Source organism: Rathayibacter sp. PhB152 (assembly GCF_003751395.1).
In the GTDB taxonomy this organism is placed as follows: Bacteria; Actinomycetota; Actinomycetes; order Actinomycetales; family Microbacteriaceae; genus Rathayibacter; species Rathayibacter festucae.
This window is the reverse complement of the sequence record NZ_RJUT01000007.1, coordinates 141,704-166,720: the sequence shown is the minus strand read 5'-3', so window position 1 is coordinate 166,720 and position 25,017 is coordinate 141,704. Positions and strand designations below refer to the sequence as shown.

Below are 25,017 nucleotides of genomic sequence, written 5' to 3'. Positions count from 1 at the left end.
GCGCATCGAGCGGAGGTGGCGCCTCCGGCGCCATCGCAGGGCGGGGAAGAGGCCGACGTGCATGCGGTGGTGGGTCTCGATACGCCCCTGCGGGGCTACTCGACCAGCATGTCTGCGGGTGTCTCTTCCAAGTAGATCCACCAGCACCAGAAGCCGAGCCTGCAGACCTGCCCTGATGAGAGCGCGGTCCGGCCTCACGAGGTGTTCTCTCTTATCCGCAATGCCCAGATCGCGAAACGCGACTGCAGCGCGCTCAGAGCGTCCGGGCTCACTCCGTACTCGCGGACCCGGTCGGGAGTGAGTCTCTCTGCGCGGTCGAGCTGCTGGGCGAACATCAGCGGCTCGAAGCCGGGATCGCGTTCGCGCGCGGCGCTCAGAAGCTGTTCATCAGTCGATCTGCCGGAGGAGCGGATCGCGTCGACGTCCAGGAAGTCGCGGGCCTCCGCGCGGCTGTAGAGCGCACTCACCTTGTTCCCGACGGCGTCGTCGACGCTGAGGACCGGCCCGATCTGCAGCAGCACGGGGTCGTCCTCACGCCAATCCATCCCCAGGTCGACATCGATCCGCTCGCCGCTCGGGGTCTCGACGTGCAGCCTGGCGAACTGCGCGGACCGGCGGCTCTCCGCGACGATGAAGCTCGCTGCCCGAAGCCCGTCGAGCACTCGATCGACGGCCTGTCCGAAGGCGCGCGTGTCGGTGTTGGACGTGAAGAGGTCGATGTCCTCCGTCGGGCGGTCTGTGATGCCGTGCTCCCGGATAGCACCCGACCCGGCGAGCGCGAAGGAGGCGCCGTCGAGCATCGTGAGGAGCAGCCGGGTGACCAGACGCTGAAGCTCCCGATTCGCCTTCTCCACCTCAAGCACCCGCCAGTTCGGGGAATCGCGTCTCCCAAAGCAGGCGCACTCGGTCGGGCAGGTCCAGCTCCTTCCACAGCGACGCCAGAAGCCCCCGGTCGAGAAGAGCCTCCTGATCCTCGGAGGTGCCCTCGGTGAGCAGAGCCTGGTATGCCTTCGCAACTCCTCCGGGCGTGCGCAGATCGACGGTCACCTCCGGTCCCCAGTGCACGTGGTGAGGGAGCTCGATCACTCCGGCTGATGGCCCGACCAGATCATCGAGCGCCAGCGGCAGCTCGTACGGCTTCACGTCGCGGTAGAAGACCCGCTCCTGAGCGGGGGCCTCCTTCGCGAGCGCCCGGGCCACCGAGGACTTGCCGACGCCGAGGGCCTCGGCGATCTGCACCACGCTGCTCCCCGACGCCCTCATCCGCCTGGCTTCGCGGAGCCGCGGCGGCGTCATGACCGAGGGACGCCCGCCGACTCGGCCCGCTGCCCTGGCTCGATCGAGGCCGCGGCGCGTCTCCTCGCTCCTCGTGCTCGTGCCGACCCGAGCAAGCGCCCGGACCATCGCGAAGGACGCGCGGCCCCCCGGCGCCGCTGTGTCGATCACCGGCTCGGAGAGCGTTCTGAGCTCGGCACCGCGCACCTCCAGGTCCTGGACGATCTCGAGGACGAGTCGCTCCGTGCCGCCGAGGCAGTCGAGCCCGCGGACGAGAAGGGTGTCGCCCGCGCGGAGGCTCTCGACGCAGATCAGCCACTGCAGTCGCTCGGCGAGGCCGCTCCTGGCTGAGCGGTCGATGAAGACCTGCTCGGCGCCTGCCGCCTGCAATTCCGAGACCTGCTTCGAACCGTCGTCGTCGGATCGCACGGTCCTCGCATAGCCGATGATGCTGGTCATCGCCGTCTCCTCCTGCTCTGTCCCGAGGGTATCCCGAAAACGATCGATCGACGTTCCGGGACGCGTAACGCCCCCTCAGTGACGGACCATCGAGGGTGCGCCCGCCGCGCTCTCCGACGCGCGATCATGGAGCCACCCGATCCCCGCTCGACAGGACCCCCGCCATGCCGTCCGACGCCGCTCCGCCGCCCCCGCCCGCGCTCGACCACGAGGTCGCGGCCGCCCTGCTGCGGGAGCGCTACGGGCTGCACGGCGCGCTGCGGGAGCTGGGCAGCAATCAGGACCGCAACGTCCTCGTCGACACCGGCGACGAGCGGCTGCTGCTCAAGATCGCGAATCCCGCGACGCCGAGAGGGCGGATCGAGGCGCAGACGGCGGCCGTCGCGCGGCTCGCCGAGAACCTCGAGGGCGTCCGGCTCCCGCGCGTGCGCCCCGACCGCGAGGGCCGCACCCTCCACGAGATCGACCTCGGCGGCACGACCGCCGCGGCCCGGGTCCTCGATTTCGTCCCCGGCCGGACCCTCTCCGGCTCCGGCTACCTCTCCTCCGCCGTCGTCCGGGCGATGGGCGACCTCGCCGCCCGGGTCGACGTCGCGCTCGCCGAGCAGCCGCTCGACGGCCTCGCGGAGACCGACCAGTGGGACCTGCGGCGGGCGGGCGAGGTCGTCGACGCGCTGATCGGCCGGGTGCCGCGGCGCTCCGCGCGGGCGATCCGGGCGGCCGTCGACGCGGCGCTGGCGGTCGTCGATCCGCTCGCCGCCGCGCTCCCGGTGCAGCTCGTGCACGGCGACCTCACCGACGACAACGTCGTGGTCGACGCGGGCGTCCTCCCCGACGGCGTCATCGACTTCGGCGACCTCGGCGCGGGCTGGGCGGTCGGCGAACTCGCGATCACGCTGTCCTCGCTCCTGCACCACGCGGACGCCGACGCGGCCACCGTGCTCCGCGCCGCCACCGCGTACGACGCCGTGCGCCCGCTCGCCGGCGCCGAGGTCGAGGCGCTGTGGCCGCTCGTCGTGCTCCGGGCGGCGGTCCTCGTCGTCAGCGCCCACGACGTCCTGGCCGGCGACCCCGGCAACGACTACGCCCGCGAGAACCTCGAGCACGAGCGGCTGATCCTCGACCGGGCGACCGCCGCGCCGCTGCCGGTGCTGCAGGCGCTGGTCCGGCGGGCCCTTCGCCGGCCGAGCGCACCGGCCGCACTCTCCCCCGCGGTCCCCGTTCTCGACGCCGTCGACGCCGTCGTCGTCGACCTCTCGCCCGAGAGCCCGGCGCTCGACGCCGGCCGCTGGCTGGACGACGACGCCGAGCCCGCCCTCGCCCGCGCCGCGCTCGCCGGCGGCGCCGGGGCCGCGGTGCTGCGCTACGGCGAGCGCCGTCTGACCCGCGGCCGCCCGCACACCGCGCAGGAGCCCGAGACGACCGCTCTAGTCACCGAGGTCCACCTCGCCGCGGAGACACCCCTGGCCGCGCCGTTCGACGCGGAGGTGGGCGGCGGCGTCCCCGGCGGAGTCACCCTGCTCGCCGACGGGGTCCGTCTGCGGCTCGACGGGGTCGACGACGCTCCCGCCCCCGGCACCCGGGTGGAGGCGGGTGATCCGGTCGGCACGGCCCGCGGACTCCTGCGCGCCCACGCCGCACCGCGCGCGCTCGACACCGTCGACCTCCCGCCCTTCGCGAACGCGCACTGGGCCGACGCCTGGCTCGACGTCCTCCTCGACCCGACCCCGCTGCTCCTGGGACGCGCCCTGCCGGCGCCGCAGCCGGACCCCGAGGTGCTCGACCGGCGGCTCGCGCACCTGGCCGAGGCGCAGGAGCACTACTTCGAGTCCCCGCCCACGATGCTGCGCGGCTGGCGCGAGCACCTCGTCGACGACTCCGGCCGCGTGCACCTCGACGTGCTCAACAACGTCACCTCGATCGGCCACGCCCACCCGCTGCTCGTCGAGCGGGTCGCGCGGCAGTGGCGGCTGCTCAACACCAACTCGCGCTTCTCCTACCCCGCGATCGGCGAGTTCTGCGAGCGGCTGGCGGCACTGCTGCCGGACGGGCTCGACACCGTGCTGCTCGTCAACAGCGGCACGGAGGCGGCCGACCTGGCGCTGCGGATCGCCCGCGCCTGGTCGGGCCGCGACGACGTGCTGGCGGTGCGGGAGGCGTATCACGGCTGGTCGGGCCTGTCCGATGCGGTCTCCACCTCCGTCGCCGACAACCCCGACGCGCTCGCGACCCGGCCGCCCTGGGTGCACACCCTCGACGCCCCGAACAGCTACCGCGGCACGCACCGCGGTGCCGAGGCGCACCGCTACGCGCCGGAGGCGGTCGCCCGGATCGAGGAGCTGGTCGCGGCCGGCACTCCCCCGGGCGGCTTCATCGCCGAGACCTTCTACGGCAACGCCGGCGGCATCCCGCTGCCCGACGGCTACCTCGCCGCCGTCTACCCGGCCGTCCGCGCCCACGGCGGGCTGTGCATCGCCGACGAGGTGCAGGTCGGCTACGGCCGCCTCGGCGACTGGTTCTGGGGCTTCGAGCAGCAGGACGTGGTGCCCGACGTCGTCGCCGTCGCGAAGGCGATGGGCAACGGCCACCCGCTGGGCGCGGTCGTGACGACCCGCGAGATCGCCGACCGCTACCGCTCGCAGGGCTCGTTCTTCTCCTCGGCGGGCGGCAGCCCGGTCAGCTCCGTCGTCGGGACGACGGTGCTGGACGTGCTCGCGGATGAGCGGCTGCAGGAGAACGCGCGGACCAGCGGCGCGCACCTCCGCCGCCGGCTCGAGGAGCTCGCCGAGCGCCACCCGCTGATCGGCGCCGTGCACGGCGGCGGGCTGTACCTGGGCCTCGAGCTGGTCCGCGATCGGGAGACGCTCGAGCCGGCGACCGCGGAGACGCGCGCGATCTGCGAGCGCCTCCGTGAGCGCGGCGTCATCGTGCAGCCCACCTCCGACCGCCAGTGCGTGCTCAAGATCAAGCCGCCGCTCTGCTTCACCGTCGAGAGCGCCGACTTCTTCGCCGACCAGCTCGACGAGGTGCTGACGACGGGCTGGTGAGCGCGCCGGCGGGCGGGGCGCCGCCTCACGCCCGCGCCCCGCCCGCCAGCACCCGCCGCACGATCACGCGCTCGCAGAGCGTCCACGTCGTCGTGACCGTGAGGTAGAGCGTCGCCGCGAGCGGCACGAACGCCGCGAACACCACCGTCAGGAACGGCATCCAGCTGAGCACCCCGGTCAGCTGCGCGACGGCCGCGGGTGTCCCGTCCGGCACCGGGGTGAGCGCCGCCTGGCGCAGCGCGACCCGGCGCGCCAGCCACGAGACGAGCGCGATCACGCCGAGGAGCACCGCGAAGACACCGAGCTGCGCGGGCTCGCCGCCGCCGAGTGCCGTGACGAACGAGCGCCCGAGCGGCACGTCCAGCAGTCGCGCGTCGAGCAGCGCGTTGCCGTGCCCGGCGATGTCCGGGTGCACGAACAGCCCGTAGAGCAGCGAGACCACGGGCGCCTGCAGCAGCACCGGGAGGCAGCCGGCGAGCGGCGAGGCCTTCTCGTCGGCGTAGAGCTTCATGGTGGCGCGCTGCAGCGCCTCCGGATTCTTCGCGTGCTTGCGCTGCAGCTCGCGCAGCATTGGGGCGAGGCGGCGGCGGGTGATCTCTGCCCGGCCCTGCGAGATCCCGACCGGGATCAGCAGCGTGCGGACGAGGAGGGTCACCAGCACGATCGCGGCGGCGGCCGAGGCGCCGCCCGCGAGGGGCTCGAGGGCCGAGGCGAGGCCGGTGACGAAGTGGGAGGCGGCGTCGAGCGCCGCCGCGATGGGCGGGAAGTCGTAGAGGTTCACAGGAGTCCTGTCGTCGGGAGGTGAGCGCGATCGCGAACGGTCGCGCCCCCCGAGGCAGAGCTCCGGGCTACGCGACCAGTCCCGGCAGGCCCGGCGCCCGCGAGCGCACGCGACCCGCGGTGCGCGGGTGCTGCGGCGAGGGCTGCGCGGCGAGGCCGAGCCGGTGCTCCCGGGCGCGGCGCCCGATCGACAGCACGGGCCGGCGAGCGCCGACGGCCAGGTAACGCGCCCCGAGGACGAGAGCGGCGACCGCGGTGGTGGTGACGACCAGCACGACGGCGGCGTCGGGACTCGACACGAGCGCGAGCAGCAGGAACGTCCCGCTCAGCAGAGCGAGGAGCTGCTCGAGGTGCGCGCGCACGGGAGTCCTTCCGACCCGACCAGGCTAGCGGCCCGTGCGCCGCGGCGGGCAGGGTAGGCCTCCCGCGCCGCCGCGGCCAGCCGTCGCCCGGCACCGCCGGGGCCGACGATAATCGGGGGATGCGTGAAGACGACGATGTCGATCTGGTGATCGACGCGTGGGCCGACGCCCTGCCCGATCTCGACTTCGCCCCGCTCGACGTCCTCTCCCGCCTGCGCCGGCTCAGCCCCCGGGTGCAGGAGGTGCGGCGCCTCTCCTTCGCGGCCGGCGAGCTCGCCCCGTGGGAGTTCGAGCTGCTCTCGCTGCTGCGCCAGAACCCGGCCGGGACGATGACGCCGTCCGTCCTCTCCACCCGCCTGGGCATCTCGAGCGGCAACCTCGCCAGCCGCGTCGACCGGCTCGGCGCGCGCGGGCTCGTCGTCCGCGAGCAGAACGCCGCCGACTCGCGCAGCAAGATCGTCTCGCTCACCCCGCGCGGCACGAAGCGGGTCGACGACGCGATGCGGCATCTCGTCGCGGCCGAGGGCGAGGTGCTCGCCGACCTCGACTCCCGGCAGATCGGCGTCCTGATCGAGTGCCTGCGCACCATCAGCGCGACCCTCGACCGCCTGGACTGACCGCCCGCTCGTCGTGCGCCGGTCGCGTCGCACCGGCGATACTCGACGGGATGCGGATTCTGGTGGTCGACGACGAGGCGGTCTTCGCCGACGGCGTCCGCCGCGGTCTCGAGGCCGAGGGCTTCTCGGTCGACGTCGCGCACGACGGCGTGGACGGGCTGTGGCGGGCCCGCGAGACCGTCTACGACGCGATCGTCCTCGACCTGATGATGCCCGGGCTCAGCGGCTCCGCTCTCTGCCGCACCCTCCGCGACGAGGGCGACTGGACCCCGGTGCTGATGCTGACCGCGAAGGACGGCGACCGCGATCAGATCGAGGGCCTCGACGCCGGCGCCGACGACTACGTGGTGAAGCCGCTGGAGTACTCCGTCCTGGTGGCGCGGCTGCGGGCGCTGGTGCGCCGCGGACGGCCGGAGCGGCCGGTGGTCCACCGCTTCGGGGACCTGCTGATCGACCCGGCGCTGCGCGAGGTGCACCGGGGAGACGTCGCGATCCGGCTGACCTCGCGCGAGTTCGCCGTCGTCGACTTCCTCGCCCGCCACCGCGACCGGGTGGTCGCCAAGCGCGAGATCCTCGAGGGCGTCTGGGACGACGCGTTCGACGGCGACCTCAACATCGTCGAGGTCTACGTGGCGCGGCTGCGCGCCAAGCTCGACCGCCCGTTCGGCACGGAGTCGATCACCACGCTGCGCGGCGCCGGCTACCGGCTCGTCGAGGGCTGAGGACCGATGTCCCGGCGCCCGCCCTGGAGCATCCGCGTGCGGCTGACCGCCCTGGTCTCCGCCGCGATCCTCGCGGTGCTGGTCGCCGGCTCCGTCGCCTTCACCGCCCTGCTGGAGCAGTCGCTCGTCGACGCCGAGGCGTTCACCGCGAACCAGCAGGCCCGCCAGATCGCCACCGACACCGAGAGCGCCGGGCGGCTGCCGCCGTTCAACACCGACGAGGTCGTCATCCAGCTGCAGCGGGAGGGATCGGTCGTCGCGGTCGCGGACGACGACTTCGTCTACGCCGTGCCGCTGCCGGTCTCCGACGAGCCGCAGATCACCTCGATCGACGGCACCCGCTTCGTCGTCGGCTCCGAGAGTCTCCAGCTCGGCGGCGACCCGGGTGAGACCGTCGTCGTCGCGCGCACCCTGGCCGGGGCCGACGACGCCGCGGGCTCGGCCGTCCGGCTTCTCGCGGTCGCCGTCCCACTCGTCACGGCGGTGGTCGGAGCGCTGGTCTGGTTCGTCGTCGGCCGCTCGCTCCGGCCGGTCGAGCGGATCCGCGCCGACGTCGAGGCGATCGAGGCCGCCGATCTCCAGCGCCGCGTGCAGGAGCCGCCCGGTCGCGACGAGCTCGCCCGCCTGGCCCGCACGATGAACGGCCTGCTCGACCGCCTCGAGCGCTCGCAGGCCGCCCAGCGCCGGTTCGTCTCGAACGCCTCGCACGAGCTGCGCTCCCCGGTCGCCGCCGTCCGGCAGCACGCCCAGGTCGCCCTGCGGCATCCGGAGGCGGTCCCGCTCGCCGACCTCGCCCGCGTCGTCGAGGTCGAGGGCGAGCGGATGCAGCACCTCGTCGCGAGCCTCCTGCTGCTGGCCCGCGTGGACGAGCGCGACGAGGGAGCCGAGCAGGACGTCGACCTCGACGACCTCGTGCTCGCCGAGGCCGCGCGGCTCCGCGCGCTGGGCGTCGACGTGCGCACCGAGGACGTCGGACCCGCTCAGGTGCACGGGCACGAGCCGCTGCTGCACAGCGCCGTGCGCAACGCCGCCGAGAACGCCCGGCGGCACGCGGCGGGCGTCGTCGCCTTCACTGTGCGCGAGGAGGACGGCACCGCGGTCCTGCGCGTCGACGACGACGGCCCGGGCGTGCCGGCCGAGGACCGCGAGCGGGTCTTCCTCCGCTTCGAGCGCCGCGACGACGCCCGCGCCCGCGACACCGGCGGCTCAGGTCTCGGCCTCGCGATCGTCGCCGAGGCGGCGCGCGCGGGCGGCGGCACCGCGCGCCTGCTCGACTCCCCGCTCGGCGGCGCACGGCTCGAGATCCGCCTGCCGGCTCCCCGCTGAGCGCAGGACACCGAGGCTGTTCAGGCTGGCGAAAGGTCCCGCCGGTCACCCTGAAGCAGTGGAAATGCCGACCTACCTCCTCGTCCTCTGGCGCTGCAAGCTCCTCGTCATCGCGAGCGCCGTCCTCGCGGTGATCGTCGCGACCGCCGTGCACTTCACCGTCACCGACGAGGGGCTCACCCTCCGCGGCGACCGCGAGCACAGCGCCGCCGTGACCGTGCTGCTCGGCGGCGGCCCGAAGAACCCCTACGCGGCGCAGATCCCCGGGGTCGAGCGCATCCCGGGCGTCGAGGACGACCAGTTCAGCGACCTCAGCAACACCGCGGTGATCTACGCCTACCTCGCCAGCGGCGAGGAGGTGCGCGCCGCCGTCGCCGAGCAGGCCGGTCCGCTCGAGGAGGGCGACGGCGTCGGCGCTGTCCGCCGCACCACCCAGCCGCGCGGCGACGAGTCGAACGGCGGCCGCTTCACCCTGCCCTTCCTCTCGGTGATCGGCACCTCGTTCGATCCCGCCCGCGCCGTCGAGCTCTCCCGCGCCGCGACGACGGCGCTCCTCGACCGGATCGTGCGGGAGCAGGACGCGCAGGGCGTTCCGGAGTCGATCCGCGTCACCCTCACCGTCACCGACGAGGGCGACGCCGTCCCGGGCGCACTCGGCACGGTCGCGATCCCGATCGCCGGGACCGGACTCGCCGTCTTCCTGGTCGCGTTCCTGGGGATCGTGCTCGGCCACCGATTCCGCGTGCGGCGCGGTCTCACCGCCCCGCTCCCCCGTCGCGGCGGGCCGGAGGAGGACTCCTCCCTCGACGCCGAGCTCGAGTCCGCCCTCGCCGCCGAGAGGCAGGACACGGTGTCCCGTCGATGACTACCCCCGCGCACCTGGGAGGTCAACCCCGTTCGGGAAGGACACCCGCGGACCTAGCGTGAGGACGCACGGTCGAGGCGGAAGCCTTCCGAGCACGATGCACGCGAAAGAGCACCAATGACCCAGATCCCCATTCTTCAGCCCGCACGATGGAGTCGCAACGGAGTCCGGATCGTCGTCGTTCCCGGGGCGGAGCTGCCCCGCTTCCGACTCGAGATCGAACCCGGACGAGCCGTCCTGACCGGGGCCTTCACCGGCCCCTTCGCCACCGTCGAGGAGGCCGAGCGCGCCGCCGAGGCGCTCGCCTCGGCCGCCGACCACAAGCTGTCCGCCTGACGCCTCAGCCGGCGAGCTCGTCCAACCGGCACGTCGGCAGGGCGATCCAGCCCTCGGCCTGCGCGGCCCCCTGGAGCTCGTCCGGCACCGGCACCGTCCGCCCGACAGCGTGGGCGCGGGCGTTCAGTGCCGCGATCACCGCGTCGAAGGCGTCGTCCGAGCGCGCCATCAGCGCCGCCGCGTCGGCCGGCAGCACGAGCCACGGCGCCGCCCGGCGCAGCGCCTCGACGGCGAGCGCCACCGCCTCGGGTCGCGTCTTGTAGCCGGTGGTGTCGACTCCCCAGAGCCGGAGCGCCGCCGCGGGGTACGCCTCGACCAGCCGACCGCCCCCGGAGCGGTCGACGTCCTCGCCCGCCGCCGCGAAGGCGTCCAGCAGCTCCGCGCAGCGCATCGCCGTCATGCCGAGCCGATCGGTCGACACGCTCAGCGGCCAGCGCCCCGTCACCTCGCGCGCGGCGCGGTCGGTCTCCCGGTACGCGAGCCGCCGTCGCCAGTCCCGCCCGGCGAGTGTCCGCGGCGAAACCTCCCGGCGGGTGTGCGCCGAGACGAACGCGGCGAACTCCAGAGGCCAGCCGAACGCGCAGTCGATGCCGATCGTCGTCGCCTCCCGCGAGGCCTCGACGATGTCGTCGTCGGAGGCACCGAGCACCAGCGAGCGGACGACCGCCCGGCCGCCGCCCCACTCCAGCGCGGCGACCGCCGTCCGCACCGGCTCCGCGGCCAGGTCGACACCGATCGTGAGCATCGGATCAGGCTACCCGCCGGGCGCGCCCCGGCCCCGCGCTCGCTACGCTCGTGCGATGACGCCGCCCTCCCCCGCCCTCGGGACGCGCGCGATCCGGATCCCGGTCGCCCTCCTGCGCCTCGCCGTCGCCCTGCTGGTCCTCGCGGCCGTCGTCGGCACCGCCCTCGACACCGCCTCGCGGACGCCGATCGTGCCCGTCAACTTCTTCGGCTACTTCACGATCCAGGGCAACATCCTCCTGGCGATCGTGCTCCTGATCACCGCGGCGGTGACCCTCGCCGGCCGACCGCAGGGACCGCTGCTGACGCTCGTTCGAGGAGCGGCGACGAGCTGGATCCTCGTCGTCGGCATCGTCTACAACACCCTGCTCATCGGCACGGCCGGCGGCGTCACGCTGCCCTGGGCCAACACGGTGCTGCACGTGGTCTTCCCGATCTACGGACTGCTCGACTGGCTGCTCGTCGCCGACCGGCCGGCCCTGCCCTGGCGCCGCCTCTGGGTCGTCACCGTCTATCCGATCGTCTGGCTGGTGGTCGTCCTCGTCCGCGGCGCGACCGACGGCTGGGTCCCGTACCCGTTCCTCGACCCCGCGAACGGCTACGGCGCGGTCGCGATCGCGGTGCTGATCGTCGCGGTCGCGTTCGTCCTCTCCGGTGCGCTCGTCTGGGCGCTCAGCCGGGTGCGGCTGATCGGCGATCGGCCCGCCTGACAGGTCAGGGCTCGGCGGGCCCCGTTCTGGGGCCACGCGCGCACGACCGCCGGTGACCGCGCAGGCCTAACGTCAGGATCGGCGGCCCCCACCGCCGTCCCCCGACCGAGAGCGGTTCCCCTCATGCGCCTCCCCACCTCCCTCCGCCCGCGCCGCACCGGGAGCCGCCGCGTGCGCGCGCTCGCCGTCGGCGCCGTGCTCGCCCTGGCCGCGGCGGTGGTGCCCGCGGGCGCCGCCTCCGCCGCGACCCCGACCCTGTCCGTGCTCAGCCTCGGCGACTCGATCACCCAGGCCTACGGCACCTGCGGCCAGTTCGCGGACTGCCCGCGCAACAACTGGTCCACCGGCACGAACGCGACCGTCAACTCCTTCGCCAGCCGCCTGCGCACCGCCAACCCGGGCACCACGGTCACCACCGCGAACTTCGCGCAGACCGGCGACCTGATCGCCGGCGTCCCCGCCCGGATCGACGCCGCCGTCGCCGCCGGCGTCCGCCCCGACGTCGTCACCCTCCTCATCGGCGGCAACGACCTCTGCTCCGCGAAGAACCCGGTCGCCGCCGACGGCTACACGATGACCACGGCCGCCGCCTTCAGCACCGGAGCGAGCGCCGCGATCACGAAGATCCGCAGCACCTGGCCCGCCGCGAAGATCGTCCTCTCCTCGATGCCGAACGTGGCCGCCGAGTGGGCCGTCGTCAAGGGCGGCTTCGGCTCGGTGATCTGGTCCTCCGGCAACCTCTGCCGCACCACCCGCGGCGTCAGCGCGACCGGCGGTCGCCTCAGCACCACCGCCGCCTCGGCCTCCGCCACCGCCGCGAAGACCCGGACGACGCAGTACAACACCGCCCTGCAGCAGGCGTGCACCGCCGCCGGGACCCTCTGCGACTACGACGGGGGCGCGCTCACCGCGACTCCCGTCACCAAGGCGCTGATCGGCACCACCGACTACTTCCACCCCAGCATCGCGGGCCAGGCGAAGATCGCCTCGGTGCAGTGGTCGGCGTCGAACTTCGGAGCCGCGGGCTAGCGCGGGACGCGGCCGCTCGACGCCTCAGGCGTCCTGCGGCCGCTCGCCCTCGCGGAGCCGGCGCTGCTCCTCGGCGAGCCGCGCGTAGTGCGCCTCCTCGCGCTCGAGGTCGGCGAGCTGCTCCTCGGTGCTCTTCGTCGGCGGCCGCACCACCATGGTCGGCGGCGGCGGCGTCTTCGAGCGACGGGGCCGGCGGGTGCGCCCACCCGGCACGAAGGACGCGCCCTCGCCCTTCTTCCAGTCGTGCCCGAGCAGGAACCAGATCGTCACGCCGATCAGCGGGATGAAGACGATCAGCAGGATCCACACGATCTTGGGCAGATTGCGGACCACGTTGTCCGGCTGACGCACGACATCCACGAGCGCCAGCACCATCAGCACGACGGTCAGCAGCGAGAACAGAAACCCCATGCGTCCGAGGGTACGTCGCCGAACCCCTGAGGATCCTCGCAGTCGCCGTTCCGACGTGCCCGGCGCCGCGGCGGTGCGCCCCGAGACACGCGGTGACCGCGTACCCCGCGCCAGCGGACTCCGAGCAAGGTGCGGTCGCGGCTAGCGTCTCCTCCCGAGCCGAGGGTCGGCATCCGCCGACCGGAGGATCCCCGATCACGGCTGCGGACCCCGGTTCCGCCGCGTCGAGTGGATCCGGGCGCGCCCGGAGGAGTGCGAGTGACGAGCGACGCCCTCCCGACGACGGCGGCCGCAGCGCCCCGGCTCCCCCGGCCCCTCGCCGGCGCACTGCTCGGCAACGCGGTCTTCGGCGGCATCACCGCCGTGGGCGTGCCCGTCGCCCTGAACGCCGCCGGACTCAGCAAGGTGCAGATCGCGGTCTTCTTCGTCGTGAACGCCGCGATCGCGATCAGCTACAACACCCTCCTCGTGCCCCGGATCCGCCGGGCCGGCTACCCGCGGTCCGCCCTGCTCGCGACCTCGCTCGCGGTCCCGGCCGGACTCCTGCTCGTGCGCGCCAGCGGCGGCCACGTCGTCGTGCTCTATCTGGGCGGCGCGCTGATGCTGTTCGTCAGCACCCTCGTGCCCCAGCTCTTCGGCCGCGTCGCCGCTCGGGGCGGCGGTGCGGCTCAGGAGTCGTCGATCGCCCGGCTGCGCGCGGTGCTCATCTCCGGGTACATCCTCGGCCTGATCCTCTACGCCCTGCTCGCGCAGGCGGGTCTCGATCCCCTGCTCGCCGCGGTCGCCGCGGCCGTGCTGACGGCCCTCTGCGCGACCGGCTGCCCGTCGACACCCGCGGCGGAGCCGGACGCCCGCGTCGCCTCCGCCTCGGCCCGCCCGCGCCTCGTCCTCGTCTTCGTCGCGGCCCTCGCGCTGGTCGCGCTGCTGAAGTCGGTCGACACGCTCCGCGCGATCTACCTGCCGCTCTTCGCCGTCTCCTCCGGCGTCCCCGCCGCCCACGTCCCGCCGGTGCTGCTCGCCTCCGCGGTCCTCGAGCTCGCCGCGCTGCCCGCGCTGACCCGGCTCAGCTCGTCCCGCGGCAGCGTGCTCACGCTCGCCGTCGTCGCACTGGCCGGGGTTCTGGCGTTCTCGATCCTGGCGGGCGACCAGTCCTACCCCGCGCTGCTCGTCTCGCAGGCGGTCTACGCGGTCACCGCTGCCGGCTACCAGTCCATCGGCCTGCTCCTGCTCGAGCGGACCAGCGGCGGTGGACCCGGCGCGGGCGCGAGCGCCTACATGGCAGTGGTGCAGATCGGCACCGTCCTCGGCGCCCTGCTGCCCCTCGCGGTCACCGGCTACGACCCGCGGATCTTCCTCCTCGCGGTCGGCCTGGCGGCGGCGGCGCTGCTGCTCGCCCTCACCCTCCGGCTCGCGGGCCACCGGTTCTGAGCCCCCTCCTCCCTTGCCACCCGCCGCCACCACCTCCGCCCGGTGACCGCCGGCCCGATCTGCAGGCGATCGGAGCGCTCCGGAGCCCGCCACGCGGCGGGACGCGCTCCCGCCCCGGGATCACCTGCAGAACGCGCGGCCGGCACCTCCCAGCCGCCGCGTGACACCATCGACGGATGAGCGCGCCGACCCCCGCCCCCGCGAGACGCCGCTTCCTCACCCCGCGCCGCGTCGCTCTGCTGGCCGCACTCAGCGCCCTCGTCGTCGGCCTCGCCCTCCTCGGCCTCGTCGCCCTGCAGTACTCGACCCTCGCCGCGCAGGGCTTCGACGACGTCTGCCTCAACGGCGTCGGCCGCGTCCCCGCCGAGGAGGGCTCGCTCGTCGCCGGCTCCTGGTCCTGGTGGCCGCTCGGCGGCACCTGCCGCTGGGAGCTGCTCGACGGCACCGACGTCGACTCCGCGCCGGACTGGTCGACCACCGCCGTCGCGATCACCGGCGCCGCGCTCGCGCTGCTGGGAGTGGTGGGCACGGCGCTCGCACTCCTCGTGCGGCGCCGCACCCGCTGACTCAGCGGTCGAAGAGGTTCCCGAGCCCGCCGAGATCGGGCATCTCGAAGTTCGAGCCGAAGTCCGAGACCTGCTCGCCGAGCCCCGACACGTGCTCGCCGGCGCCGGAGACGAACTCGCCCGCGCCGCCGGTGATGTCGCCGAACTCGCCCAGATCACCGAACTCGCCGAGCCCGCCGGCCAGGTTCTCGAAGTCCACGCCCATGCCGGCCGCCTGCGCGAGCAGCGGACCGGCGACGCTGCTGAGCACCGCGCCGCCCGCGACCGCCGCGAGCAGTCCGCCCGCGGCTCCCAGGCCGACGCCGGCGACCGCGCCCACTCCGGCACCGGCCAGGGCGCCCTTCGTGCCCGGCTTGGAGAACATCTTCTTCAGGAACCCGGGGTTGTGCGCCTCGCCGCGGGTCGCCGCCCGGGCGAGGTCGTCCGGGGCGGAGGAGCGCGGCTGCTCGTTCGCGGGCAGCTCGTCGCGCAGGCGCCCCTCGACCTGGGCGCGCTGCGCCGGGGTCAGCTTGGCGAACGCGTCGCGGTGCACCTGCTCCAGCTGCTCGGGGTCGGCGGTGCGGAGGAGGTAGTCGTAGCGCGCGATCGCCGCGCGGTCCTCCGGCGCGACGGCGGCGGGCCGGGCGTCCTGCGGGCGGGCCGAGGGGTGCGGCGAGCCGTAGGCGGGGGTGGGCGTGCGGGGCGCCGAGGGGTTCGGTGCGGCCGTGCTCGAGGATGCGGCGCGGGAGTCGCCCGTCACCGCGTTCGCCGCCGAGCGGACCATGTCGCGCCAGTCCGTGCCGCCACCGGTCGAGGACGAGGGGCGCGAGGAGGAGCTCGACGAGCTCTTCGAGTCGAGCGCCTTCGACGCCATGCTGAGGATGCGCTTGAGAGTGCTCACAGGGGACCTTCCGTCGGGTAACAGGTTCGATAGTGGCGGGCCCTCCTGAGCGAAGCCCGGTGGAACGCCCTCCGGAAGCCGAGAACGGCCGCTCCGACCCGGGGATCGCCCGCGCGCTCCGCTGTCAGCGGACTCGGGTCCTCCGGGGAGGCGCCGCCGGAGGATCGCGGGCAGACTCCTGCCATGGAACTGCTCTTCGTGCACGGCGCCCTGGTCCGCGACGGCGACTGGTGGTGGCACCGCACCGCCGAGCTGCTCCTCGAGCGCACCGGTGTCGCGAGCAGCGCCGTCGCCCTGCCCTCCTGCGGCGAGTCGGCGGCGGACCGCGCCGGCGCCGGCCTGGTCGAGGACGCCGCCGCCCTGCGCACGGCACTCGACGACATCGAGGACGACGAGGCGATCGTCGTCGGCCACTCCTACGGCGGCACCGTCATCGCCGAGGCCGGCGCGCACGCCGCCGTCGCCCACCTCCTGTACGTCTCCTCCTACCTCCCCGACATCGGCTCGGCGCAGGGCGACATCATGGCCGGAGAGACGGACCCCGTCTCGATCGCCCCCGGCGACGACGGCACGCTGGGCGTGGCCGGCTACGACGCCGGCTCGTTCGGCCGCCGCTTCCTCCAGGACGCCGACGAGAGCACCCGGCGCGCCGCCTGGGAGCGGGTCACCACCCAGTCGATCGCCGCCTTCACCACCCCGACCACCGCGGCCGGCTGGCAGGGCGTCGACTCCACGTACCTGGTCTGCACCGAGGACCGCAGCACCTCGGTCGGCCTCCAGCGCGTCCACGCCGAGCGCGCCACCCGCTCGATCGACCTGCCGACCGGCCACCATCCCTTCCTCTCCCGGCCCGACCTCGTCGTCGCCGAGCTCGAGGCGATTCTGCGGTCCTAGCCGGCCGGATCCGGAGGCCCGCGCCGGAAGGACGCGCCGACCGAGCTGCGTGACGATCAGACGGTCGTCACCCGTCCGTCACGCGGCCGCCCTCGACCCTCAGCACCTCATCGCTGAGCATCTCGATGTCGCTGTCGCGATGACTGGTGAACACGATGGTCGTGCCCTTCGCCTTCTCGGCGACGAGGATCTCCCGCAGGCGCTCGACCGATTCCGCGTCGAGCGCGTTGAACGGCTCGTCGAGCAGGAGGACCGCGGGGTGCTCGAGCAGCGCCTGCGCGAGCGAGAGCTTCTGCAGCATGCCCAGCGAGAAGTTCCGCGCCTTCAGCGGCGAGGTCGGCGAGAGACCGACCTGCTCGAGGACCTCGTCGATGCGGTCCTCGCCCACCTGCTTGCGGATGGCGGCGAGGTCGGCGAGGTTCTGGCGAGCGCTCCTGCCGGCCAGGTAGCCCGGGCCGTTGATCGAGACGCCGAATCGATCGGGGTAGTCCCGACCCCGGGAGAGGTAGGCCGGATCGATCGCCACGGTGCCGCTCGAGGGTCGCAGCAGTCCGCACATCAGGAGCAGCAGCACCGATTTGCCGGCGCCGTTCGGTCCGACGAGGCCGTAGGTCCGCCCCTCCTCGATCCGGAGGGAAACGTCCCGGAGGATCTCCTTGCGGCCGAAGCTCTTGCCGACCTCGGCGAGGGTGATCACATCCACCGGACCACGACCTTTCTTCGTGCAGTGCGGGCGAGGAAGCCGACGCTTCCCAGCGGCAACAGGGCGAGCAGGGACGCCACGAGGACGGCGATCCGCAGAGGGATCCGGTCATCGCCCAGGCCGTCGTCGGCGAGTCCGCCGAGGAGGAACGGGTTGTGAGGGGAGATCGAGCGGGACAGGACGACGGCGACGGCGAAGAGGCACACGGCGACGAACCTCGGCTGAACACTCGAGAGCGAGCAGCGCAGGACGACCCCGACGCTGCCGTACAGGGCCGCGCACACTCCACCCGCGGCGACGGCACCCGCCACCGCGATCCACTCCTGCGAGGGCGGGACGAGTCCCCGGGCCGCGCAGAGGACGCCGGCGAGCACGAGCAGAGCCGCGACCGTCCACGCCCCGAACGAACCGGCCGAGCTCCGGACGACCTCGCGCCGCAACCGGGCCGCCCGGCTCCCGACTCTGATGAGCTCGTGAAGCTCGCGCTGAGGTGTCGGCGACCCCCGGCCGATCATGCCGGCCAGGAGGAACGGGAGGAAGACGAGCAGGTACTGCATCGACTCCGCGATCGATCCGAGCGGACTCGGCACCAGGAGACCGGCGACCTCGAGGAGGTCCCGGCCGGCGGACGCCTGAAGGAAGGAGAAGAGGACGAGCAGCGCCGAGACGGCCAGGAGAGCGGAGACGGCGACCCGGTCAGCGCGGCTCGAGGCCCGCGCGGCGAGCCGCACCACCAGTCCGACGCCGAGGAGGACGATCATCGGCCTCAATGTCGTCCCGAGAAGGGACGTCCTCTCCAGTCCGACCGCCACGTCGAAGAAGGCGGCCGCGCTGAGGGGCACACTCGGCGGAACGACAGCGAGCACCGAGAGGACGACCCAGAGGAAGAGCCCGCCGACCGACGCCCAGGCAGCGGCGGCCCTGCCGGAGAGCAGGCGGACGGACACCACGACAGCGGCCGTCGCGCAGAGCGACGCTCCGAGGAGGCCGACCTGCACGATCAGGGCCGCGACCGGAGCGAGGCCGTGCGCTCGGAAGACGGCGGCGACGCTCTCCGGAGGCGCGAACGACGTCGGCTGCAGACCCGCACCGCAGACGAGGCAGACGGCGAGGGCAGCCGCCGCCGCCTTCGCGTACAGCGCCGCCAGGCCCGTGAGAGTCCCGCCCCAGGCTCGGAGGAGCGAACCGTGGCGGAGCAGCGCTCCGGGCGAGGCGGTCCGTGTCGCCCGCAGCGCCGCCAGGACCAGCCACAGCGGAACGACGACGAATCCGAGGTAGTAGGGATCGGCGGCCACCGTCAGGAGCAGGTCCCAGACACCCGGCGACCGGCCGGTCGCCGTCTCCTCGAAGAAGCGCGCGTAGAGGGCGTACGACCCTGTGAGACCGAGGAAGACCAGTGCGGTGAGTCTCTGCGCCGTCACAGGAGGTGCCTGCTCTCGCTCGGCCGCCGCAGGATGAACACCCAGAGCGCGGCCGCCCCGAGTGCGGTGAGGATCGTCGGCGACGCTGCGATCGGCCACGGGGACTGCTGGAGACCCGCGGGGAAGACGGAGAACATCGGCGTCAGGGCCGGCCGATGGAGAACGGAGAGGACGACGGTCATCCCGAGATACAGCGCGAAGGGCAGGAGCAGGGCGACGGCCCTGTTCGGGACGAGGACCAGACTCGCCGACGTGAGCACCGAGTAGACCGCCGCCGCGAAAGCGAACCAGAGCGACATCAGCAGCCCGAAGACCAGAACGCTCCCCCCGCTGAGATCGGCGAAAGTCGTGCGCTGCTCGAACGGAGTGACGTTCGAATACACCGAAGCATCGACCCCTGGGTGTCCGAGGAGGGGCCAGGCGACTGAGGCGATGAGGGTCGCTGCGAGACCGTAGAGGAAGAAGACGACCGAGGACAGAAGCCCCGCAGCGACGAATTTGCTCGAGATGAGGGTGGCGTAGGACAGTCGCTGCCGTTCGTTGACGACACCTCTCCTCGCGACGTCTCTCGCCAACGGCAGCGAACCCACAAGGGTGACGAGCAACGGAAAGACGACCGTCATCGGCGAGCCGAGAAGTGAACTCAGAACATCACCGTCGTCACGGAAGACGGAGCGCGCGTCGGCGAAGATCCTCTGGACGATCACCGCCAGCACCACGCTTCCTGCGACGCACAGCGTGACGTGCCATCGCCGTCTGACGAGCTCTCGCTGTACCTGCCCGAGCAGACTGCGAGCGGATCGCCCTCCCCGAGACGTCACTGATGATTCCTTCCGCTCCGCGCCGCGCCGAATCCTGTTGAGACGAGTCGGCAGCTCTCGCATGCCGGGTGCTAGTTGCTGCGCCAGGCTCCCTGAACCTGGACCTGCACGAAGTTGTAGCTTCCGACATGCAGTTGCAGCCTGACCTCGGCGCCCGCGGGAAAACCGTTGGGCAGGTTCGCGTCGTCTCGATCGCGGAGACCCCGCACCTTGTCAGTGCAGACGAGAAGAAGGCTCTGACACAGTTCGACGTCGACGGAGTAGTCGTCACCGACGGTTCCGACGTTCACATGGCCGGCGAGATTCGACACCTCTTTGGTCTGGCTGTTCGTCCACCCGGCGATCTGGAAGCGGGGAAGAGTCTCGTTGAAGGCGATGTTCTTCGTTCCGGCATACGCGGTACCGGTCGCTCCGAAAATCAGCGCGGCCACGAGACCGCCGGTCGCCAGTGCTTTCGTCGATCTCTTCATGTCGGTGACTCCGTCTGTGAAGGGTCCATCTCCGTCGTGAACGCCATACACGTATTGAAGTCGAAGGCGGGTGATGCGGACAAGCGATCCCACTGTTCTGGCGCGAGATCGTGCGCGTGACGGAGGTTCTCCGCACCGAGCCGACCGGAAGGCCCGTCCCAGACCTTCGAAAGACGCAGGCGCTCGGCGCACCGGGATCCACCCCGCCGAGCGAGCCGCCCGTACACTCGCGAGCATGCCCTCCGCGAGCTCTCTCGAGCACCCGATCGGAGCCGTCTGAATGCCCGACATCGAGCTCGTCAGCTCCGACGGCTCCGTCCGCGCCTCGATCAACCCCGTCGCCGCGAGCATCCGGACCCTCGAGGTCCGCGGCCGCGCCCTCGTCGAGCCCTACGCGGGCGACCAGCCGCCCGGCGCCGCGGGCGCGGTGCTCGCCCCCTGGCCGAACAGGGTCCGCGACGGCCGCTGGCTCCTCGACGGCGCCGTCCAGCAGCTCGCGATCACCGACCCGGCGACGCACTCGGCCAACCACGGCCTCCTCGCGACGACCCTCTACCGCGTCGGCGAGCGCACCTCCGACAGCGTCGTCCTGCACGCCCGCCTCGACTCCCCGCCCGGCTACCCCTTCACCCTCGCCACCAGCGTCCGCTACCGGCTGCGCCCTGCCGGGATCGACGCCCGGCACGTCCTCGTCAACGAGTCGAGCAGGAGCGCCCCGGTCGCGCTCGGCGTCCACCCCTATCTCCGCGCCGGCGAGGCGCCGGAGCCGACGATCCGCCTCCCCGCCCGCGAGCGCCTCGTCCTCGACGAGCGCCACCTGCCCACCGGCGAGCGCCGCCCGGTCGCGGGCACGCCCTTCGATCTCCGCGCCGGCGTCCCGGAGCGCGACGCACCCTGGCACGCGAGCTTCACCGCTCTCGATCGCGACCCCGACGGCACGGTCCGCGCCGAGCTCAGCGCCCCGGGCCACGGCCGCACCGCGCTCTGGGCCGACGCGTCCTTCACCGTCCTACAGCTCTACATCGATCGCGACCGGCGCCCGCCCGCGATCGCGATCGAGCCGATGACCGCCCCGCCCGACGCCCTGAACTCGGGCGAGGGGCTCCGCTGGCTGGAGCCGGGCGAGCGCGCCGATTTCCGCTGGGGCATCGACTCCGACTGAGCAGGTTCGTTCAGGCCCGCGCGCACAACACGCGGTGGAGCAGCCACCGAGAAGAGGCGTCGCCCGCGAATCGTCCAGGGGACCCGGCCGATCGCCCATTCCTCCGCCCTCGCCGCGCTCTCTACCCTCGTCCCATGGCAGTCATCGCAGAAGCCTCGCAGCTCATCGCGCCCCCGCCGGCGGCGGCCGACCTCCTCGCGCAGGGCGCGGCGGCCGTCTGGGAGACGACGATCACCCTCCCGACGTACACCCCCGAGGAGCCGGTGCAGCTGCCGATGTTCCTCGACCGCCGCGTCTACCAGGGCTCGAGCGGGCGGGTGTACCCGCTGCCGTTCATCGATCGGATCGCCTCCGAGGCCGTCGACCAGGAGTGGCGCGTCGTCGTCCTCGAGAACGAGTTCGTCCAGGTCGTCGTCCTGCCCGAGCTCGGCGGCCGGATCTACTCCGGCTACGACAAGACCACCGGCTACGACTTCTTCTACCGCAACACCGTCATCAAGCCGGCGCTGGTCGGCCTCGCGGGTCCGTGGATCAGCGGCGGCGTCGAGTTCAACTGGCCGCAGCACCACCGCCCCGGCACCTACCTGCCCACCGCCTGGAGCCTCGAGCGCGCCGAGGACGGCTCGGTCGTCGTCTGGTGCAGCGACCACGACCCGTTCAGCCGGATGAAGGGCCTGCACGGCGTGCGCCTGCGCCCCGGCTCGAGCCTCGTCGAGCTCGACGTGCGCCTGCACAACCGCACCAGCGAGCGGCACACCTTCCTCTGGTGGGCGAACGTCGCGGCGCGGGTGCACGACGACTACCAGTCGTTCTTCCCGCGCGACGTCCGCTACGTCGCCGACCACGCGCGCCGCGCGATCACCGCCTTCCCGGCGGCCGACCGCCCCTACTACGGCGTCGACTACCCGGCCCTCGCGGCCGAGCACGGCGCCGGATCGACGCAGGACGGCCCGCCCGCCGACCGGATCGACTGGTACCGCAACATCCCGGTCCCCACCTCCTACATGGTCGTCCGCACCGACGACTCCTTCTTCGGCGGCTACGACCACCGCGCCGGAGCGGGCTTCGTGCACTGGGCCGACCGCCGCTTCGCCCCCGGCAAGAAGCAGTGGACCTGGGGTGACGCCCCGTTCGGGCACGCCTGGGACGCGCAGCTCACCGACGCCGACGGCCCCTACGTCGAGCTGATGGCGGGCGTCTACACCGACAACCAGCCCGACTTCTCCTGGCTGATGCCCGGCGAGACCAAGACTTTCTCGCAGTACTGGTACCCGATCAGCGGCATCGGAGTGGCGCACCAGGCGACCCGCGACGCGGCCGTGCACCTCGACGTCGAGGCCGGGAGCCTCCGCGTCGGCGTCGCGACGACCCGCCGGTTCCCCGCCGCGACTGTGATGCTGCACGTCGACGGCACCGTCCTGCATGAGTGGACCGTCGACCTCGAGCCCGGGCAGCCGTTGCTAGCCGATCTGCCGACCACCCGCACCGGCCCGGAGGGTCTGCGCATCACGGTCGTCTCGCACGGCTCGACCCTTCTCGACTACGAGGTGCCCGCCGAGTTCGACGACACCGAGCCCGAGATCGCGACGGAGCCGCTGCCGCCCGCCGAGACCGCGTCGGTCGACGAGCTGTACCTCGTCGGCGTCCACCTCGCGCAGTACCGGCACCCCACCCGCTCGCCGCTGCCCTACTGGGAGGAGGCGCTGCGCCGCGATCCCAGCGACGCCCGCGTGCACCTCGCCCTCGCCGACCACGCCTACCGCCGCGGCGAGTACGCCGATGCCCTCGCCAACGCCGACGCCGCGGTCCGCCGCTTCACCGCCCGCAACGGCAACCCCGCCGACACCGAGGCCTTCTACCTGCGCGGGCTGATCCTGCGCCGCCTCGGCCGCACGACCGAGGCCGCCGCCGCGTTCGGCAAGGCCGCCTGGGACGGGAAGTGGGCGCACGCCGCCCTGTTCGAGAGCGCGAGACTCTCCGCTGCCGCCGGCGACCACGCCGCGGCCCTGGAGGACCTCGCCACCTCGCTGCGCCTCGACACCGACGACCTCCGCGCCCGTGCCCTGCGCGCGGTCTGCCTCCGCGCGCTCGGCCGCGTCGACGAGGCCGAGCGGTCCCTCCACGAGACCCTGCGCCTGGATCCGCTCGACCAGCTCGCCCGCACCCTCACCGGCATCGACCCCGCCGACGCGCACGAGAGCATCGACGTCGCGCTCGACTTCGCCTCGTTCGGCGAGACCGGCGAGGCCCGCCGACTGCTCCGCGCCGTCGCCGACGGGAACGCCGGCACCTCGGGAGCGGGCAACGCCGCGCCGATCGCCGCGTACCTCCTGGCCCGGCTCGGCGAGACCGTCGACACCCGCGCGCTCGATCTCATCCGCGCCTTCCCCGCCGGCCTCGACGCGCACGACGCGCTGACCGCCGCAGTCGCGGCGGACCCCGCCGACAGCACCGCGCGGTCGCTGCTCGGCATGCTCCTCTACGACGCCGGCCGGCGCGCCGAGGCCGCCGAGCACTGGCGCCGCGCGATCGCGGACGGCGGCGCCGACGCCGTGACCCACCGCAACGCGGGCCTCACCGCCTACAACGACGAGGCCGACGACGACGCCGCCTGGGCGCACTACCTCCGCGCCCGCGAGCTCGCCCCGCGCGACGCCCGCCTGCTCTACGAGCTCGATCAGCTCGCCGACCGCCTCGGCCACTCCGCCGCCGACCGCCTGGAGCGCCTCGAGGACGAGCACGAGCTCACGCTCTCCCGCGACGACCTGACCGTCGAGTACGCAGGTCTGCTGATCGCGGCGGGCCGCGCGCAGGAGGCGCTGTCGCTCCTCGAGTCGCGCCGCTTCCAGCCGTGGGAGGGCGGCGAGGGTCGCACCCTCGCGGCCTGGGACGCCGCCCGCGCCGCGCTCGGCCTCGAGCCGGCGACGCCGCCGTCGACGCTCGGCGAGGCACGTCCCCGCTTCGACGCCCCGCAGGCGACGCTCGAGGACGGCTCCACCGACTACTTCGCCACGAGCCTGCCCGCGCTGCTGCTCTTCCACCGCGGCTGAGGGCGGGCCACGCGCACGAAGGAGGGCCGGCTGCGAACAGCCGGCCCTCTCCTCGTGGATCCCCTACTTGCTCGAGCCCACCATCAGCCCCGAGACGAACTGCTTCTGGAACGCGAAGAACACGATCGCGGTCGGGATCGCCGCGACCACGGCGCCCGAGGCGACCACGTTCCACTGGCTCACGTAGCCGCCCTGGATGTTCAGCAGCGCCGCCGTGATCGGGAAGTTCGTCTCGGTCCGCAGCACGGTGACCGCCCAGATCAGGTCGTTCCAGATCCAGGTCGTCGCCAGAGCGCCGAGCGCCGCGAGCGACGGCCGGCACAGCGGCAGCAGGATCCGCCAGTAGGTGCGGAGCACCCCCGCGCCGTCGACCTGCGCCGCCTCGAAGATCTCGGCCGGAATCGACCGCATGAAGCCGTGCAGCACGAAGGTGTAGAAGCCGAGCCCGAAACCGACCTGCACCACGATCAGCGCGAAGAGCGTGTCGTAGATGCCCAGGCTCTCGGTGATCCGCGAGACCGGGATCAGCAGGATCTGCGGGGGCAGCAGGTTGCCGGCCAGCATCAGCAGCAGGATCCCCCGGCGGAACGGGATGTGGAAGCGGCTGAGTGCGAACGCCGCCCAGGAGGCGAGCAGCAGCGACAGGAACACGGTGAACACCGTGACGATCAGGCTGTTCACCAGCGCCTCGCCGACCAGCCCGGCCGTGAACACCGTGACGAAGCCGTCGAAGCTGAAGCTCGCCGGCAGGGCGCCGAGCCCGTTGCCGGTGATGTCGTCGAAGCTGCGGACGGCCACGAAGAGCACGAACAGCATCGGCAGCACCCAGAGCAGCGCGACCGGCGCCATGATCGCGTGGAAGATCCACGAGCCCTTCACCCGGCGGCGCGGGAGGGTCGGCGCGGCGAGACCGGGCGCGACCGGAGCGATGACGGCCAT

Annotated in this window: 25 protein-coding genes; 13 read left to right on the top strand and 12 right to left on the bottom strand. The window is 73.2% G+C overall.

The features are described 5' to 3' along the window. Positions 1-194: 194 nt before the first annotated feature. Together EDF36_RS16650 and EDF36_RS21880 are read right to left on the bottom strand one after the other, a co-directional pair. A complete protein-coding gene (locus EDF36_RS16650) occupies positions 195-854 on the bottom strand; it encodes a nucleotidyl transferase AbiEii/AbiGii toxin family protein (protein WP_260300755.1) in 660 nt (219 codons plus the stop codon). Position 855: 1 nt separating this feature from the next. After that, complete coding sequence (locus tag EDF36_RS21880) at positions 856-1,734, bottom strand: recombinase family protein (protein ID WP_123733841.1); 879 nt, start codon at positions 1,732-1,734, stop codon at positions 856-858. A gap of 164 nt (positions 1,735-1,898) precedes the next feature. Between EDF36_RS21880 and EDF36_RS16640 the strand changes: the two genes are divergently transcribed. Beyond that, the gene (locus EDF36_RS16640) at positions 1,899-4,781 is read left to right on the top strand and encodes an aminotransferase (protein ID WP_123733840.1); all 2,883 of its coding nucleotides are present in this window, start codon (positions 1,899-1,901) and stop codon (positions 4,779-4,781) included. A 25-nt stretch (positions 4,782-4,806) separates the two neighbouring features. Here the strand turns inward: EDF36_RS16640 and EDF36_RS16635 are convergent, their stop codons facing one another. Then, positions 4,807-5,562 carry a membrane protein insertase YidC gene (locus EDF36_RS16635; protein WP_123733839.1) on the bottom strand — a complete coding sequence of 252 codons (756 nt, stop codon included), beginning with the start codon at positions 5,560-5,562 and terminating at the stop codon, positions 4,807-4,809. 67 nt (positions 5,563-5,629) lie between these two features. Next, on the bottom strand, positions 5,630-5,923 hold the full coding sequence (locus EDF36_RS16630; RefSeq protein WP_123733838.1) for a hypothetical protein: 294 nt from the start codon (positions 5,921-5,923) through the stop codon (positions 5,630-5,632). 119 nt (positions 5,924-6,042) lie between these two features. Between EDF36_RS16630 and EDF36_RS16625 the strand changes: the two genes are divergently transcribed. The 5 genes from EDF36_RS16625 to EDF36_RS16605 all read left to right on the top strand — a co-directional run bounded on the left by EDF36_RS16625 (position 6,043) and on the right by EDF36_RS16605 (position 9,789). Then, on the top strand, positions 6,043-6,540 hold the full coding sequence (locus EDF36_RS16625; protein WP_123445211.1) for a MarR family winged helix-turn-helix transcriptional regulator: 498 nt from the start codon (positions 6,043-6,045) through the stop codon (positions 6,538-6,540). A gap of 50 nt (positions 6,541-6,590) precedes the next feature. Further along, complete coding sequence (locus EDF36_RS16620) at positions 6,591-7,262, top strand: response regulator transcription factor (protein ID WP_123733837.1); 672 nt, start codon at positions 6,591-6,593, stop codon at positions 7,260-7,262. A gap of 6 nt (positions 7,263-7,268) precedes the next feature. Continuing rightward, positions 7,269-8,588: a HAMP domain-containing sensor histidine kinase gene (locus EDF36_RS16615; protein WP_123733836.1), complete on the top strand. Its 1,320-nt coding sequence runs from the start codon at positions 7,269-7,271 to the stop codon at positions 8,586-8,588. A gap of 64 nt (positions 8,589-8,652) precedes the next feature. Beyond that, positions 8,653-9,453 (top strand): hypothetical protein, encoded by an 801-nt coding sequence (locus EDF36_RS16610; protein WP_123733835.1) that lies wholly within the window; start codon positions 8,653-8,655, stop codon positions 9,451-9,453. Between the two features lie 117 nt (positions 9,454-9,570). Beyond that, complete coding sequence (locus EDF36_RS16605) at positions 9,571-9,789, top strand: hypothetical protein (protein WP_123733834.1); 219 nt, start codon at positions 9,571-9,573, stop codon at positions 9,787-9,789. 4 nt (positions 9,790-9,793) lie between these two features. On the opposite strand, the gene EDF36_RS16600 is transcribed toward EDF36_RS16605, so the two are convergent. After that, positions 9,794-10,534 carry a DUF429 domain-containing protein gene (locus EDF36_RS16600; RefSeq protein WP_123733833.1) on the bottom strand — a complete coding sequence of 247 codons (741 nt, stop codon included), beginning with the start codon at positions 10,532-10,534 and terminating at the stop codon, positions 9,794-9,796. A 55-nt stretch (positions 10,535-10,589) separates the two neighbouring features. Here EDF36_RS16600 and EDF36_RS16595 point away from each other — a divergent pair, with 55 nt between their 5' ends. Both EDF36_RS16595 and EDF36_RS16590 read left to right on the top strand, forming a co-directional pair. Next, positions 10,590-11,243 (top strand): Pr6Pr family membrane protein, encoded by a 654-nt coding sequence (locus tag EDF36_RS16595; RefSeq protein ID WP_123733832.1) that lies wholly within the window; start codon positions 10,590-10,592, stop codon positions 11,241-11,243. 123 nt (positions 11,244-11,366) lie between these two features. Further along, the gene (locus EDF36_RS16590; protein ID WP_123733831.1) at positions 11,367-12,272 is read left to right on the top strand and encodes a GDSL-type esterase/lipase family protein; all 906 of its coding nucleotides are present in this window, start codon (positions 11,367-11,369) and stop codon (positions 12,270-12,272) included. Between the two features lie 24 nt (positions 12,273-12,296). Here EDF36_RS16590 and EDF36_RS16585 read toward each other — a convergent pair whose 3' ends face one another. Further along, a complete protein-coding gene (locus EDF36_RS16585; RefSeq protein WP_123445203.1) occupies positions 12,297-12,683 on the bottom strand; it encodes a PLD nuclease N-terminal domain-containing protein in 387 nt (128 codons plus the stop codon). Positions 12,684-12,941: 258 nt separating this feature from the next. On the opposite strand from EDF36_RS16585, the gene EDF36_RS16580 reads away from it, so the two are divergent. Beyond that, the gene (locus EDF36_RS16580) at positions 12,942-14,111 is read left to right on the top strand and encodes a hypothetical protein (RefSeq protein ID WP_123733830.1); all 1,170 of its coding nucleotides are present in this window, start codon (positions 12,942-12,944) and stop codon (positions 14,109-14,111) included. 176 nt (positions 14,112-14,287) lie between these two features. Then, complete coding sequence (locus EDF36_RS16575) at positions 14,288-14,677, top strand: hypothetical protein (protein ID WP_123733829.1); 390 nt, start codon at positions 14,288-14,290, stop codon at positions 14,675-14,677. 1 nt (position 14,678) lies between these two features. Here EDF36_RS16575 and EDF36_RS16570 read toward each other — a convergent pair whose 3' ends face one another. Continuing rightward, a complete protein-coding gene (locus EDF36_RS16570; protein WP_123733828.1) occupies positions 14,679-15,557 on the bottom strand; it encodes a cation-transporting ATPase in 879 nt (292 codons plus the stop codon). Between the two features lie 183 nt (positions 15,558-15,740). On the opposite strand from EDF36_RS16570, the gene EDF36_RS16565 reads away from it, so the two are divergent. After that, a complete protein-coding gene (locus EDF36_RS16565) occupies positions 15,741-16,451 on the top strand; it encodes an alpha/beta hydrolase (protein ID WP_123733827.1) in 711 nt (236 codons plus the stop codon). A 67-nt stretch (positions 16,452-16,518) separates the two neighbouring features. Here EDF36_RS16565 and EDF36_RS16560 read toward each other — a convergent pair whose 3' ends face one another. The 4 genes from EDF36_RS16560 to EDF36_RS16545 all read right to left on the bottom strand — a co-directional run bounded on the left by EDF36_RS16560 (position 16,519) and on the right by EDF36_RS16545 (position 19,866). Further along, a complete protein-coding gene (locus tag EDF36_RS16560; RefSeq protein WP_123733826.1) occupies positions 16,519-17,154 on the bottom strand; it encodes an ATP-binding cassette domain-containing protein in 636 nt (211 codons plus the stop codon). Then, positions 17,145-18,575, bottom strand: a complete 1,431-nt coding sequence (locus EDF36_RS16555; RefSeq protein WP_123733825.1) for a hypothetical protein — start codon at positions 18,573-18,575, stop codon at positions 17,145-17,147. Before EDF36_RS16555 ends, EDF36_RS16560 begins: the two co-directional genes overlap by 10 nt. Continuing rightward, the gene (locus tag EDF36_RS16550; protein WP_123702406.1) at positions 18,572-19,291 is read right to left on the bottom strand and encodes a hypothetical protein; all 720 of its coding nucleotides are present in this window, start codon (positions 19,289-19,291) and stop codon (positions 18,572-18,574) included. Before EDF36_RS16550 ends, EDF36_RS16555 begins: the two co-directional genes overlap by 4 nt. Before the next feature lie 176 nt (positions 19,292-19,467). Further along, complete coding sequence (locus tag EDF36_RS16545; protein ID WP_123733824.1) at positions 19,468-19,866, bottom strand: hypothetical protein; 399 nt, start codon at positions 19,864-19,866, stop codon at positions 19,468-19,470. 280 nt (positions 19,867-20,146) lie between these two features. Between EDF36_RS16545 and EDF36_RS16540 the strand changes: the two genes are divergently transcribed. Together EDF36_RS16540 and EDF36_RS16535 are read left to right on the top strand one after the other, a co-directional pair. Beyond that, positions 20,147-21,028 (top strand): aldose 1-epimerase family protein, encoded by an 882-nt coding sequence (locus EDF36_RS16540; RefSeq protein WP_123733823.1) that lies wholly within the window; start codon positions 20,147-20,149, stop codon positions 21,026-21,028. 134 nt (positions 21,029-21,162) lie between these two features. Then, complete coding sequence (locus EDF36_RS16535; RefSeq protein WP_123733822.1) at positions 21,163-24,078, top strand: DUF5107 domain-containing protein; 2,916 nt, start codon at positions 21,163-21,165, stop codon at positions 24,076-24,078. Positions 24,079-24,141: 63 nt separating this feature from the next. On the opposite strand, the gene EDF36_RS16530 is transcribed toward EDF36_RS16535, so the two are convergent. Next, complete coding sequence (locus EDF36_RS16530; RefSeq protein ID WP_185019943.1) at positions 24,142-25,017, bottom strand: carbohydrate ABC transporter permease; 876 nt, start codon at positions 25,015-25,017, stop codon at positions 24,142-24,144.